The organism is Nocardia noduli (genome assembly GCF_019038455.1).
In the GTDB taxonomy this organism is placed as follows: domain Bacteria; phylum Actinomycetota; class Actinomycetes; order Mycobacteriales; family Mycobacteriaceae; genus Nocardia; species Nocardia noduli.
Window position 1 is genome coordinate 1 of record NZ_JAFMPL010000099.1, and the last position, 12,941, is coordinate 12,941.

Annotated in this window: 16 protein-coding genes; 13 read left to right on the forward strand and 3 right to left on the reverse strand. The window is 66.4% G+C overall.

The genetic code is table 11. The features are described from left to right. A partial coding sequence (locus JZ792_RS33135; protein WP_438804321.1) for an AMP-binding enzyme occupies positions 1-200 on the forward strand: 200 nt, incomplete at its 5' end. A 201-nt stretch (positions 201-401) separates the two neighbouring features. Here the strand turns inward: JZ792_RS33135 and JZ792_RS33140 are convergent. Further along, complete coding sequence (locus JZ792_RS33140) at positions 402-773, reverse strand: DUF4345 family protein (protein ID WP_438804417.1); 372 nt, start codon at positions 771-773, stop codon at positions 402-404. 311 nt (positions 774-1,084) lie between these two features. On the opposite strand from JZ792_RS33140, the gene JZ792_RS33145 reads away from it, so the two are divergent. The 3 genes from JZ792_RS33145 to JZ792_RS33155 all read left to right on the forward strand — a co-directional run bounded on the left by JZ792_RS33145 (position 1,085) and on the right by JZ792_RS33155 (position 2,607). Then, positions 1,085-1,255: a hypothetical protein gene (locus tag JZ792_RS33145; protein ID WP_216916841.1), complete on the forward strand. Its 171-nt coding sequence runs from the start codon at positions 1,085-1,087 to the stop codon at positions 1,253-1,255. Between the two features lie 319 nt (positions 1,256-1,574). Then, entirely contained in the window at positions 1,575-1,865 is a 291-nt protein-coding gene (locus tag JZ792_RS43310; protein ID WP_216916842.1) for an MmyB family transcriptional regulator, read from the forward strand. Between the two features lie 388 nt (positions 1,866-2,253). Beyond that, on the forward strand, positions 2,254-2,607 hold the full coding sequence (locus JZ792_RS33155; RefSeq protein WP_438804418.1) for a helix-turn-helix domain-containing protein: 354 nt from the start codon (positions 2,254-2,256) through the stop codon (positions 2,605-2,607). A 132-nt stretch (positions 2,608-2,739) separates the two neighbouring features. On the opposite strand, the gene JZ792_RS42385 is transcribed toward JZ792_RS33155, so the two are convergent. Beyond that, positions 2,740-3,339 (reverse strand): flavodoxin, encoded by a 600-nt coding sequence (locus JZ792_RS42385; protein WP_308165553.1) that lies wholly within the window; start codon positions 3,337-3,339, stop codon positions 2,740-2,742. On the opposite strand from JZ792_RS42385, the gene JZ792_RS42390 reads away from it, so the two are divergent. The 5 genes from JZ792_RS42390 to JZ792_RS33180 all read left to right on the forward strand — a co-directional run bounded on the left by JZ792_RS42390 (position 3,326) and on the right by JZ792_RS33180 (position 7,821). Continuing rightward, positions 3,326-3,487 carry a hypothetical protein gene (locus JZ792_RS42390; protein WP_254190695.1) on the forward strand — a complete coding sequence of 54 codons (162 nt, stop codon included), beginning with the start codon at positions 3,326-3,328 and terminating at the stop codon, positions 3,485-3,487. The two genes, JZ792_RS42385 and JZ792_RS42390, sit on opposite strands and share 14 nt — an antisense overlap. A gap of 26 nt (positions 3,488-3,513) precedes the next feature. After that, complete coding sequence (locus JZ792_RS43110) at positions 3,514-5,529, forward strand: hypothetical protein (protein ID WP_254190696.1); 2,016 nt, start codon at positions 3,514-3,516, stop codon at positions 5,527-5,529. Further along, entirely contained in the window at positions 5,498-6,487 is a 990-nt protein-coding gene (locus tag JZ792_RS42765; RefSeq protein ID WP_216916869.1) for an aldo/keto reductase, read from the forward strand. The genes JZ792_RS43110 and JZ792_RS42765 overlap by 32 nt, the downstream gene beginning before the upstream one ends. A 252-nt stretch (positions 6,488-6,739) precedes the next feature. Beyond that, positions 6,740-7,453, forward strand: coding sequence for a sigma-70 family RNA polymerase sigma factor (locus JZ792_RS33175; protein WP_308165554.1), 714 nt, complete (start codon positions 6,740-6,742; stop codon positions 7,451-7,453). Further along, entirely contained in the window at positions 7,450-7,821 is a 372-nt protein-coding gene (locus tag JZ792_RS33180) for an RskA family anti-sigma factor (RefSeq protein WP_216916843.1), read from the forward strand. Before JZ792_RS33175 ends, JZ792_RS33180 begins: the two co-directional genes overlap by 4 nt. A 16-nt stretch (positions 7,822-7,837) precedes the next feature. On the opposite strand, the gene JZ792_RS33185 is transcribed toward JZ792_RS33180, so the two are convergent. Further along, positions 7,838-8,647, reverse strand: a complete 810-nt coding sequence (locus tag JZ792_RS33185; RefSeq protein ID WP_216916844.1) for a thioesterase family protein — start codon at positions 8,645-8,647, stop codon at positions 7,838-7,840. A gap of 176 nt (positions 8,648-8,823) precedes the next feature. Here JZ792_RS33185 and hypA point away from each other — a divergent pair, with 176 nt between their 5' ends. From hypA to JZ792_RS33205, 4 genes are all read left to right on the forward strand, one after another. Then, a complete protein-coding gene (gene hypA, locus JZ792_RS33190; RefSeq protein ID WP_216916871.1) occupies positions 8,824-9,201 on the forward strand; it encodes a hydrogenase maturation nickel metallochaperone HypA in 378 nt (125 codons plus the stop codon). Continuing rightward, positions 9,159-9,983 (forward strand): hydrogenase nickel incorporation protein HypB, encoded by an 825-nt coding sequence (gene hypB, locus JZ792_RS33195; RefSeq protein ID WP_216916845.1) that lies wholly within the window; start codon positions 9,159-9,161, stop codon positions 9,981-9,983. The genes hypA and hypB overlap by 43 nt, the downstream gene beginning before the upstream one ends. Before the next feature lie 92 nt (positions 9,984-10,075). Continuing rightward, positions 10,076-11,131, forward strand: a complete 1,056-nt coding sequence (locus JZ792_RS33200; RefSeq protein WP_109524774.1) for an NADH-quinone oxidoreductase subunit B family protein — start codon at positions 10,076-10,078, stop codon at positions 11,129-11,131. Positions 11,132-11,142: 11 nt separating this feature from the next. Beyond that, a complete protein-coding gene (locus JZ792_RS33205; RefSeq protein ID WP_216916846.1) occupies positions 11,143-12,939 on the forward strand; it encodes a nickel-dependent hydrogenase large subunit in 1,797 nt (598 codons plus the stop codon). Positions 12,940-12,941 lie beyond the last annotated feature (2 nt).

The window sequence follows — 12,941 nt, forward strand, 5'->3', positions numbered from 1 at the left end:
CCGTCATCGGCGTGCCCGACGAACGGATGGGCCAGGTCGGACGCGCCTACATCGTCGCCGAGCAGCCGATCACCGAGGACGAACTCATCGAATGGAGCCGCGACCGCATGGCAGGCTTCAAGGTCCCACGTTCGATACGTTTCCTCGACACCCTGCCGCTGAACGCCACCGGCAAGGTAATGAAAAACCAACTGCGATAACGCAAGCCGGCGCCGACGGCGCGGGATCGGGCGACCCCGTGCCGTCGGTATCGCAGCGGGATCCGCGCTGTTCGGCGCCCGAAGGAGTGCGCCGAACAGCGCGCGATACGGAGAACGACAGGTGCGGCGCTGAGCGACTTCGCCCGGTCGACGCCGTCGAAATCGTGTGGTTCGCACCGGTGCCCATTCCTCCATGATGGCTCATGCGACCGCCAGCAGCCCGGCCGCGCCGACGGCTTCGACCAGCAGATACAGGCCGACCGGATAGAACGGGGTTGCGGCGTCGACGATCCGCGACACGATCCGTCCGAAGGCCATCCCACCGAGAGCCACACCCACCGTCACGACCACCCCCGTGCTCACCCCGCCGGGTCCGGCGACCGAGGCCCACCCCAGCACCGCGGCGACGGCCATCCCGAAGCCGCCGTAGACGGCGCGCACCTCCGACCTGCCCTCCGAAGTGTCGGCCCGCAGCAGGAACGGCGCCACCAACCGAGCGGGGGCCACCAAGCCGTAGGCCCCCATGCCAGCGAAGAACACACCGGCCACGACCAGCATCGCGACCCTCAGCATGTCCGCTCCGCGGTCCCGATGCCGGACACCCGCCCCGCCCTCGGCGTCCCGCTCGGATCGAACCACTCACGGGAACATCCCTCGACTCTCGTTCTCATCCCGTCATCCTCCGCGATCCGGCGGGCCGTCGCTTCCATAAACGAACTGAGGCGGACACAGTCGCCGTGACCGCACATGACACTGCGACAGTCGAGTTCACCGCGACCCGGCGCGCCCGCACCATCCGGTCCGACTTGGATTGTGCGGCAACGCATCCCTCAACCAGGCTGCCTGCGAGTAGCATGTGGTGACACGATTCGGAAGGGGGAATCATGTCGAACAGTCATCCCGAGCAGGTCGATGATCCGCGCGCCCGATGGCGCCGTCTGCCCGCCGAACCCGCCTACTACGTCGAGGAAACCCACCTCGACGGAAGTTCGTCGAGCTACACGGTGCCCGCCGTCGACCCGACCCAGGACTCCATTCGTCTCTACGGCGGGTAGGGCCCGTCCTCGAAGCCAACATGAGCAGGGTGGCCAGCCGGAGCATGCCTCCTTGCCCGGTCATCGCGCCGCGCATCGCATCGCAGGGACATCGAGGTCCCGCCCCAGGTCCAGTGGCTGCTCGACTCCATGACGATGTCCTCGGCGTTCGTACGCAACAGCCGGACGTCGACGCCGGAACCCCCCGGCCCGAGCCCCGCACGCGCCGATGTTCGACAGCGCCACCATCGACCAGCACGGCCGCCCCAAATATCGCCCGCTACGTCTTCCTCGACCTCGGCGCACATGACTTCTTCGTCGACCGGGGCCGTCGCCGGCAATGCGACCGCCGCCCTGCTGCGCGCCGAGGCCGCACGCGAACCCCGCGGCCGGGCACTGCGCGAACTCATCGGCGAGCTGCCCACCCTCACCCGAATTCCGCGACCGATGGGCCGCGCACGACGTCCTGATCCGCCACGACGGCGTCAAACGGCTCCAGCACCCCGAAGACGGCCACCTGGAACTGACCTTCCAGGACCTCGACCTACCCCTGTCCGGCCGAGCAGTAGACAACCTGATCACACGCACCGCCGAGAAGTCCCGAACCGGGCCAGAAAATCTTCACCGGTGACTGTAGACATCCGTGACAGATTGCTATACCTTCGTGTCCATCACAGAGAAAGAAAGTCCCATGGGCCGGGTAGAGAATGAACTTCCCGGAATGAGATGAAGTACGGCAACACCCCCTCCCGAGGCACGGCAGCTCCACACCGGGAGGGCGCAGGAAGTGACAGAGGCGGTGCCCGATACCACCCCCTGCCGGGGCAGGAAGGCACCGCGCACGCCGGATCGAAAGGAGGTGATCGACAGTCACGCCGCAACACCCCTCGCGTCTTGTTCTTCCTGGGACGCGAAAGCACCACGCCGATCATCGGATACGGCTGGTGAAGTAAATCCCCCTCCGGCCCCCGGCGCACCACGCGCCGGGGGCCGATACCCGTTTCCCCGGACAGGTGTACATGGAACAAGCACAACCCGAAAACCACACCGGCAACCTCGACGACGAGGACTATCCCTCCTACAGCATGGGCGCCGCCGCATCCGCGCTCGGCGTCACCCAAGCCTTCCTCCGCGCGCTCGACACCGCGAGACTGTTGACCCCGCACCGCTCCGAAGGCGGGCATCGCCGCTACTCGCGTTACCAACTGCGCATCGCCGCACGCGTACGCGAACTGGTCGATCAGGGCACAGCCCTGGACGCGGCCTGCCGAATCATCATCCTCGAAGACCAACTCGCCGAAGCCCAACGAATCAACACCGCACTGCAACACGATCACGACCAGCCGCCCGAACCCGCGACGGGCAACGACTGACATCATCCGCCCCTGCGACTTCGCGCATTTCCGACGCCTCCCAGGGGTGTCGTATTTCGCCCTCGTCGCGAGTCACGCTGATAGGTCTGTGCCGTTGGTGACGGAACTGTGCGACGGCGGCGACATTCCCGGCTATCGGGTGGCGAGATCGTTTTCGCGCAACCATCGGTCGACCTCGCCGCCCGCGTCGTTCACTTCCTCACCGCGCACGGCGAGTCCGGTGGTGACGGTCGCGGTGGGGAGGCGGCGGCGGTAGAAGTCGTCGATGCCGGACATGCCGCTGACCGCGTAGGTGACGAAGGGCAGGACCGTTTTGCCGGTGAAGTCGAGGCCGTCGATGAATGTCGACATGATCTGGGGGGCGCGGCTGTTCCACACCGGACTGCCGAGCAGCACCGTGTCGTATCCGGTGGTGTCGGGGCGGAGAGTGGCGAGCGCGGGCAGTGTGCCGGATTCCTGTTCCGTTCGGTTGCGCGCGACGGTGGCTTCGTAGGCCGCGGGGTAGGGGGCGGCGGGAATTATCCGGTGGACGTCGGCTGTGACGCGGTCGCGGATCATCCCGGTGAGTACCTCGGTGTTGCCGATGTCGAGATTCCGGCGGCCGCCGTAGTGGTAGTTCTCACCGGGGCGGGAGAAGTAGGCGACGAGGATCCTGCCACCGCCCGGTTGCCCCGGCACGGCGCTCGACGTCGGAGTGGACTCCGTGGTGGAGCAGCCCGTGTCCGAGTCCACCCGCGCGCACGATATCTGCGCCGGGCCGCAGAGTTGGATGGTCGGCGCACTGCCGGTCAGCGCGGACGCCCCGGTGCCCATGCACCCGACCACCGAGAGCCATCGCAATACTGCGGACAGGATCATCGAGGCGCTCACCGCACGGTAGGCCCGACGCCTTCGAAAGGAACAACTGTGCCCGACAGGCCGGAAACAATTCTCACCGGTGATTTCGAACGACCGTTCATCGATATCGACGAATGGCGTGACGAACCGGTACGGCACCGCTACGTGCACGGTGGATTCGAAGGAACCGCCGCCCGGTTCTCCCTCTATTTCCCGCCCGAGGCGACGTACGGCGGGCGATTCTTCCAGCACATCACCCCCGTGCCCGACAGCGAGAATCTCGCGCGGTCCGGAACCGGTCAGGAGGACAAGATCGGCTTCGCGTTCCACGCGGGCGGCTACTTCCTCGAGACCAACGGCGGCGGCGTGGTCGGCACGCCGGGATCGAGCACCGATCCGACGGTCGGCGCGTATCGCGCCAACGCGGCGTCGGCCGAATACTCGCGCGTCGTCGCGCGCTCGGTCTACAGCGACCATCGCCCGTACGGATATGTCTACGGTGGCAGCGGCGGCGCGTATCGCACCCTGGGCGGCGCGGAGAACACCGTCGGCATCTGGGACGGGTTCGTCCCGTACGTGCCGGGTAGCCCGATGGCCATTCCGAACGTCTTCAGTGTGCGCATGCACGCGCAGCGGATCCTGCGCGACGATTTCGACCGCATCGTGGACGCGCTGGAACCGGGCGGTAGCGGTGATCCGTACGAGGGCCTCGACGAGGAGAAGCGTGCCGCGCTGGCCGAGGTCACCCGCATGGGATTTCCGCCCGCGTCCTGGTTCGGCCACGCGACGATGGGCAATCACGCGTTCGACGTGCTCAGTCCGCATCTGGCGCTGGTCGATCCACAATATTTCGACGAATTCTGGACCGCGCGGGGATATTTGGGAGCCGACCTGGACGCCTCGATCCACCGTGACCGCATCCGGCTCGAGACCGACGTCGTCGGCGTCGTCACCCGGGGTGACGGTGTCGACCTGGGGCCCTACGCCGACACCATGGCGGGCGCGCCCAGATCCGGGGTCGACCAATCCTTCAAGGGCGGCACCGGCGACGAGGACGCGGTCGTCGCGCTGCGACTGGGCGTCGTGCCGGACGGGGCCGGACGCGGCGCGGAACTGGCGGTGATCTCGGGGCCCGCCGAGGGAACACGGTGCACGGTTCGCGGGATCCGCGACGACATGGTCGTCCTCGACACCTCCGGGCCGAACACCGAACTGGCGAAGGCACGTCCGGGCGACACCGTGATCATCGACAACAGCAACTTCCTGGCCGCGCAGACCTACCACCGCCACCAGGTGCCGGATCCGGAATACGCGGTCTGGGACCAGTTCCGCGACGAGGCGGGAGATCCGCGCTGCCCGCAGCGCCCGATGCTGGTCGGTCCACTGTTCACCGCGGCGGCCTCGGGCCACCTGCCGACCGGACAGTTCGACGGGAAGATGATCATGGTGGCCTGCCTGCTCGATCGCGAAGCCTTCGCGTGGCAGGCGGATTGGTATCGAAACAAGGTAGACGAGTATCTCGGCGACCGCGCGGGTGGGCATTTCCGGCTCTGGTATGTCGACAACGCCCTGCACGGCGACGACGAACGACAGGAACACCCGACCCATACCGTCAGCTACCTCGGAGTCCTGCACGAGGCCCTCCAACAGCTCGCGGACTGGGTCGAGCGCGATATCCCGCCCGCGCCGAACACCGAGTACACGGTGGTCGACGGGCAGGTCCGCGTACCGGAGCGGGCCGCTGATCGCCACGGGGTGCAACCGGTCGTCCGGGTCGGCGTCGACGGCGGCGCGCGCGCTGATATCGACGCCGGAGCGGAGGTATCGATCGAGGTCGAGGCGGCGACGCCGGAGAAGCACGCCACACTCGTGCGCGCGCAATGGGATCTGGACGGCGACGGCGTCTTCGAGCTCGACGAGCTGCTCGAGCCTGCCGACGCCGTGGTGCTGCGCCGTCGTCACACCTACACCACCCCCGGCACGCGATTCGTCACCGTCCGGATCAGCGCGCAACGCGACGCGGACGGCTCGACCTCGTTCGCTCGGATCGACAATCTGGCACGCGCCCGGGTCGTCGTGCGTTGATCTCGGGCGACCTTCGTTCTCATCCCCGCGAAAGGGACTCGACCACGGCTACGGGCCCGCGGTCGAGAAGAAGGACGGCATCGCGTTGATCCGCGCGGCCGTCGACCGGGGCATCACCTTCTTCGACACCGCCCAGATGTATGGCCCCTTCACCAACGAGGAACTGGTCGGGCAGGCGCTGGCCCCGGTCCGCGATCAGGTCGTCATCGCCACCAAATTCGGGTTCGGCTTCGACGGTGACCGCGCCACCGGGCTGAACAGCAAGCCCGATCACATCAGGGCCACCGTCGAGGATTCGCTGCGACGGCTGGATGTGGACAGCATCGACCTGCTCTACCAGCACCGGGTCGATCCCGAGGTGCCGATCGAGGACGTCGCGGGCACGGTGGCCGACCTCGTCGCCGCGGGGAAGGTGAAGTACTTCGGTCTGTCGGAGGCGGGCGTCGACGTCATCCGCCGCGCCCACGCCGTGCAGCCGGTGACGGCCTTGCAGAGCGAGTATTCGCTGTGGTGGCGCGAGCCGGAGGACCAGATCCTGCCGACCTTGATCGAACTGGGTATCGGGTTCGTGCCGTTCAGCCCGCTCGGTAAAGGTTTCCTCACCGGCACGATCGATACGAAGACCTCTTTCGACAGTTCCGACCTGCGGGGCAGCCTGCCACGGTTCACCGAACAGGCCCGCGCGGCCAACGCGGTCCTGGTCGAGCTGCTGTCGGAGATCGCCGCCCGCAAAGGCGCCACCAATGCCCAGATCGCGCTCGCGTGGCTGCTCGCCCGGCATCCCTCGATCGTGCCCATCCCCGGCACCACGAAGATTCACCGCCTGCTCGAGAACGCCGCCGCCGCCGATATCGAACTCGGCCCCGACGACATGGCCGAGATCACCGCGGCGGCCGGGAAGGTCGAGATCGAAGGGGAGCGCTACCCCGAGCAGATGCAGCGTTGGATCAACCGCTGACGCCGTAGTCGCCGCCGGATCGGTGGGGTCGGCCGATTTCCCTCCCACCCCACCAATCCGGCACCTCCGTCGGGGCGAATTCCGACCCGTCCATGCACAATGCGGCCCGCCGGGTCGCGTCGACGGAGGCGTGAAGAGCGATGACGGTGAGACGACATTCGGGAGAACTGCCTACGGCCCAGCGGCGGATTTCGCCGGACGAGAGGCTCGGCACGCGATATCCGGAGTGCGTCTCACCACGGCGAGTGACGTGTGGGCTACGGGGCGGTGGTCGCCGTGGGTAACGCGCTGCTCGAACGACGCGCCGACCGTGATCGCGCCCCGGGGTCCGGCTCGACACCGACGCCTGATTCCACGACCCCGGTGCTCAGCGCGGAGCGGGTCGGCGCGATCTCCGGGGAAACGCGGGCACGCAATCACCATCTGGCCGAACTGCTCGGGTGCGTAGGCCGGGGTGACCGCGCCGCGTTCACCGAACTCTACGAGGCGACCAGTCCCCGGGTGTTCGGTGTGGCGGTCCGGATCCTGCGCAACGGCTCGATCGCCGAGGAGATCGCGCAGGAGGTCTACCTCCAGGTGTGGATGCTGGCCGATCGCTACGACTCCGCCCTGTCGAGTCCGATCGGCTGGTTGATCATGCTGACCCACCGCAGGGCCGTCGATCGCGTCCGCGCCGACGAGTCGGCCCGTGGCAGGGAGGCGACCTACGGACATATTCACCGTGGTCGCGACCACGACATGGTCGCGGAGGTGGCCCTACAGCATTTCGACGAGCAGTCGGTCGTGGAATCGCTGGCCGATCTGACGAGCAAACAGCGCGAGGCCATCGCCCTGGCCTTCTACAGCGACCGCAGTTACCGCGAGGTCGCCGAATATCTCGACGTGCCGCTGCCGACCGTGAAAACCCGCATCAGAGACGGGCTCAAACGGTTGGAGCTGTGTCTGGCGGGAAGTGACACCCCGTGACAGCTTCCGGGCGGTCCCACCCGGACCTGCTCGAATCGGCCGTACCGTACGCGATCGACGCGACCACCGAACGCGAACGCCGTCGTATCGAGCGGCGACTGCATGCGGCCGATGCCGCCACCGTCGCGGCGTTCACCGCCGTCCTGCGCGGAACGCGGGAGGCGGTCGCGGTGATGACGGTCCTCGATGTCGTCGCACCACCACCGGCCGTGGAGCTACGGGTGCAGCGGGCACTCGACACGATGTCGCAGCGGGGCGGAGGTCGCAGGCCGCCGTCGCGGTTCGGATGGCTGACGGCGGCGGTGATGTCGGCGATCACGGGTGCGATCCACCGCTGCCGAGGTCATCCGCGCCGACCGCCCCCGTGACCGTCCGGCACATCGATCAGGAATCGGCCGGGATGATCGCCAGCTGACGTGACTGGGCCACGAGCGCGCCCGTGCTGTCCCAGATGTCGAAATCTTCCTCGTGGAATCCGTTGATCAGGTGGTTGGTGCGCACCCGGCAGGCCAGCCACCCCGGTGCGGGCCGACGCCGGATGTGCACGGTGAGCTCGATGGTCGAACTGCCCGACACTCCGAGATCGAAGACGACCGGCGCGGTGGAGTCGACGAGCAGCGCCAGTGCGACGGGATCGGGTTGCCTGCCGTCGGCGAACCGTAGCCAGAATTCGGTGGAGGTGGTGCCACCGGGTGCGCCGCGGAAGAATCCCGGCACTTCGGGGGTGCGGAATTCGATCTGGCCCGCGATGGTCGAGGCCGACCAGTCCGCGCTCTCCAGCGGGTTCACGCAGCGTTGCGGCGGCGGAAGCACCGGCGCCGCCCCGGATTCGAAGGTGCGTCCTTCGGCCTGCGCGAGATCGGTGAAGGTGGCCAGGACGCGGACGATCTCGCGGTCCTCGCGGGTGAGTACCGCCGTTCCGGTCGCGGTGCGGCGGCCGATGCGCGCGACCTCGGTGCGGATCCGGGCCGGGCCGGTCACACCCGGGCGCAGGTAGTGCGCGGACGCGGACAGCAGATCGGGCTGGGGGATCTCGCGGCGCAGCGCCTGTAGGCAGGTGGCGAGCAGGTATCCGCCGTTGGCTGTGCCCGCCATCGTGGTCCAGCGCCGGGACAGGTCGATGGCGTATTCGTGTTCGCCGACCGGGGTGCTCGCGGTGTCGGTGTCGAAGGCGTAACGCGTCGTCGTGGTCATCCGGTGGATCCTTTCGTTGCGCCGATGATCATCCTCGCCCGCCCGTGTTGTCGATTACCCGGCGGGTAGACCTCGGCCGGCGACGAAGTCCGGCGGTGCTCCCCGAAGTCGTCTCGGAGCGGGTTGCTCGGGAGTAGCCTCATATTCGGGGTCGCCCACGATGAACCGGGACCGTGATGCACGAAATGGCCATCACACAGAGTGTCATCGACGCGGTGTGCGAGCACGCGGCGGGCAGGCGGGTGCACGGTGTCACCGTCACGGTGGGCGCGTTGTGCGCGGTCGTGCCGGACGCGATGCGTTTCTGTTTCGAACTCGCCGCCGAAGGCACTGTCGCCGAAGGCGCGGATCTCGAGATCGTCGTGGTCGCCGGGGCGGCGCGGTGCCGTGGTTGCGGTACGGAATTCGAACTGACCTATCCGATATTGCTGTGCCGCGCCTGCGGTGGCGCGGATGTCGAGGTCCGGTCCGGTCAGGAACTTCGGATCACCTCGATGGAAGTGGAGTCGACATGTGCGCAACCTGTGGATGCGGGGACGACGCGGCGGCGGTGATCACCGTCCCGCACGAGCACCGCCACGATCCCGACGGCGGCCACGGCCACTCGCACGATCATGACCATTCGCACGATCACGTGCACCTTCCGGTGACCGAAACCGTGACGCTGGAACAGAAGGTGCTCGCCAAGAACGACGAACTCGCCGCGCGTAACCGCCGCAGGCTGGCGCGCCTGGGCATCCTCGCGCTGAATATGACCAGTTCGCCGGGCGCGGGGAAGACCACGCTGCTCGAACGCACCATTCTCGATCTGCCCGGCTGGCCCACAGCGGTCATCGAGGGCGATCAGGCGACCCTGCTCGACGCCGAGCGGATCCGGGCGACGGGCAGGCCGGTCGTGCAGGTCAACACCGGCGCCGGATGCCACCTCGACGCGCAGATGATCGCGGGCGCTCTCGACGCGCTCGATCCGGAACCGGAGACACTGTTGTTCATCGAGAATGTCGGCAATCTCGTCTGTCCCGCGCTGTTCGATCTCGGTGAGAGCGGCAAGGTCGTGGTGATCTCGGTGACCGAGGGGACCGATAAACCACTGAAATATCCGCACATGTTCGCGGCGGCCCGATTGGTACTGCTCAACAAGATCGATCTGCTGCCCCACGTGGATTTCGATCCGGAGCGATGCGCGGACTACGCGAATTCGGTGAATCCGGGTATCGAGATCATCCCGGTTTCGGCGACCGGGGGCGACGGACTCGAACGCTGGTACGACTGGCTGCGCGCCAAACAGCTGTCCGGCAAGCGTCGAGCTATTGATGATCTTTCGGTGCAGACCTAAACTTACGTGATCAGGATCACATTCGACGCCCGGTACTCCGGGTCGGGGGAGAACCGGTCGAATGTTCGATTGATCGGAAAGCGGCACAGCCCATGCCCACACAGGAAGCAGTACAGGCCGAGGAGACCCTGATCCATGTTCTCTGGATCAACGCGGGCCTCAGTTGCGACGGTGATTCGGTGGCGTTGACGGCCGCCACCCAGCCCAGTGTCGAGGAGATCGCGCTCGGCGCGCTCCCCGGCCTGCCCAAGGTCGCCGTACATTGGCCGCTCATAGATTTCGAATGCGGCCCGTCCGGAGGAGCCGACGATTTCCTCGGCTGGTTCTTCAAAGCCGACCGTGGCGAACTCGAACCGTTCGTCCTGGTCGTCGAGGGATCGATTCCGAACGAGAAATTACACGAGGACGGCTACTGGTGCGGTTTCGGCAACGATCCGGCGACCGGCCAGCCGATGACGACCAGCGAATGGCTCGACCGGCTCGCGCCCAAGGCGACCGCGGTCGTCGCGGTCGGCACCTGCGCCACCTACGGCGGCATCCACGCGATGGCGGGCAACCCCACCGGCGCGATGGGCGTTCCGGACTATCTCGGCTGGGAATGGAAGAGCAAGGCCGGAATTCCCATCGTGTGCGTACCGGGCTGCCCGATTCACCCGGACAATTTGTCGGAGACCCTGACCTACCTGCTGTACATGGCCACCGGCCAGGCTCCGATGATCCCGCTCGACGAAGCGCTGCGCCCGAAATGGCTTTTCGGCGCGACGGTCCACGAGGGCTGTGATCGCGCGGGCTACTACGAAGAGGGCGATTTCGCGACCGAATACGGTTCACCGAAATGCATCGTGAAACTGGGCTGCTGGGGCCCGGTCGTGAAATGCAATGTACCCAAACGCGGTTGGATCAACGGCGTCGGCGGCTGCCCGAATGTGGGCGGTATCTGCATCGGGTGCACGATGCCCGGATTCCCGGACAAGTTCATGCCGTTCATGGACGAGCCGCCGGGCGGGAAACTGTCGTCCACCGCGTCCGGGCTCTACGGGTCGGTGATCCGCAGCCTGCGTCACATCACCGGCCGCACGGTCGACAAAGAGCCGCGCTGGCGGCACAAGGGCGAGCGATTGGAAACCGGCGCCACCCGGACCTGGTAGGAGATTCTTCGATGACAGCCATCATTCCCGAGCCGTCGCACAAGAAGATCGACCCCGATGCTCTCGTGGAGATGGCCTGGGATCCGATCACGCGAATCGTCGGCAGCCTCGGCATCTACACGAAAATCGATTTCGAGAACCGCGAAGTCGTCGAGTGTCACAGCACGTCCTCGATCTTCCGCGGTTACTCGATCTTCATGAAGGGCAAGGATCCGCGCGACGCGCATTTCATCACCAGCCGCATCTGCGGGATCTGCGGTGACAACCACGCGACGTGCTCGTGCTATTGCCAGAACATGGCCTACGGGGTGAAACCGCCGCATCTGGGCGAGTGGATCGTCAACCTGGGCGAAGCGGCGGAATACATGTTCGACCACAACATCTTCCAGGAGAACCTGGTCGGCGTGGATTTCTGCGAGAAGATGGTCTCCGAGACCAACCCGGCGGTGCTGGCCCGTGCGGAGAAATCCCTCGCGCCGCATTCCGACGCCCACGGCTACCGCACGGTCGCCGACATCATGCGCGCCCTCAACCCGTTCACCGGCGAGTTCTATCGCGAAGCGCTACAGGTCAGCCGGTACACCCGCGAGATGTTCTGCCTGATGGAGGGCAGGCACGTCCATCCGTCGACGCTGTATCCGGGCGGTGTGGGCACGGTCGCCACGATCCAGTTGATGACCGACTACATGACCAGACTCATGCGCTACGTCGAATTCATGAAGAAGGTCGTGCCCATGCACGACGACCTGTTCGACTTCTTCTACGAGGCGATCCCCGGCTACGAACAGGTCGGGCTGCGCCGGACGCTGCTGGGCTGCTGGGGTTCGTTCCAGGATCCGGAAGTGTGCAATTTCGCCTACAAGGACATGGAGGGCTGGGGCCGCAAGATGTTCGTGACCCCGGGCATCGTCGTCGACGGACGCCTGATCACCACCTCGCTGCTCGATATCAACCTCGGTATCCGGATCCTGCTCGGCAGTTCCTATTACGACGACTGGACCGACCAGGAAATGTTCGTCACCACCGATCCGCTCGGCAATCCGGTCGATCGCCGTCACCCCTGGAATCAGCACACCAATCCCAAGCCGCAGAAACGCGATATGGACGACAAGTACAGCTGGGTGATGTCGCCGCGCTGGTTCGACGGCAAGGAACATCTCGCGTTGGACACCGGCGGCGGACCCCTGGCCCGGCTGTGGTCGACGGCGCTGGCGGGTCTGGTCGATATCGGCTACGTGAAATCCACCGGGCGCAGTGTGCAGATCAACCTGCCCAAGACCGCGTTGAAAGGTCCGGTGTCGTTCGAGTGGAAGATTCCCGAGTACGGCAGCAACACCATCGAACGTGACCGCGCCAGAACCTATTTCCAGGCCTATGCCGCCGCGTGCGCGCTGCATTTCGCCGAGCAGGCTCTGGTGGAGATCCGCGCCGGACGCACCAAGACGTGGGAGAGCTTCGAGGTGCCCGACGAAGGGATCGGCTGCGGATTCACCGAGGCGGTGCGCGGGGTGCTGTCGCATCACATGGTGATCAGGGACGGCAAGATCGCCAACTATCACCCCTATCCGCCGACGCCGTGGAACGCCAATCCGCGCGACAGTTTCGGCACTCCGGGACCGTACGAGGACGCCGTGCAGGGCCAGCCGATCTTCGAGGAGAACGATCGCGAACATTTCAAGGGCATCGACATCATGCGCACCGTGCGCAGTTTCGATCCCTGCCTGCCGTGCGGCGTGCACATGTATCTCGGCGAGGGGAAGTCGCTCGACATGCTGCACTCACCGACCCAGATCACGACCACGGAGTAGGC

Coding starts and splice junctions, on each gene's coding strand:
- hypA (WP_216916871.1), top strand. CDS start 8,824: ATGCACGAAATGGCCATCACACAGAGTGTCATCGACGCGGTGTGCGAG.
- JZ792_RS33145 (WP_216916841.1), top strand. CDS start 1,085: ATGTCGAACAGTCATCCCGAGCAGGTCGATGATCCGCGCGCCCGATGG.
- JZ792_RS33200 (WP_109524774.1), top strand. CDS start 10,076: ATGCCCACACAGGAAGCAGTACAGGCCGAGGAGACCCTGATCCATGTT.
- JZ792_RS33155 (WP_438804418.1), top strand. CDS start 2,254: ATGGAACAAGCACAACCCGAAAACCACACCGGCAACCTCGACGACGAG.
- JZ792_RS43310 (WP_216916842.1), top strand. CDS start 1,575: ATGCGACCGCCGCCCTGCTGCGCGCCGAGGCCGCACGCGAACCCCGCG.
- JZ792_RS33185 (WP_216916844.1), bottom strand. CDS start 8,647: ATGACCACGACGACGCGTTACGCCTTCGACACCGACACCGCGAGCACC.
- hypB (WP_216916845.1), top strand. CDS start 9,159: ATGTGCGCAACCTGTGGATGCGGGGACGACGCGGCGGCGGTGATCACC.
- JZ792_RS33205 (WP_216916846.1), top strand. CDS start 11,143: ATGACAGCCATCATTCCCGAGCCGTCGCACAAGAAGATCGACCCCGAT.
- JZ792_RS33140 (WP_438804417.1), bottom strand. CDS start 773: ATGCTGAGGGTCGCGATGCTGGTCGTGGCCGGTGTGTTCTTCGCTGGC.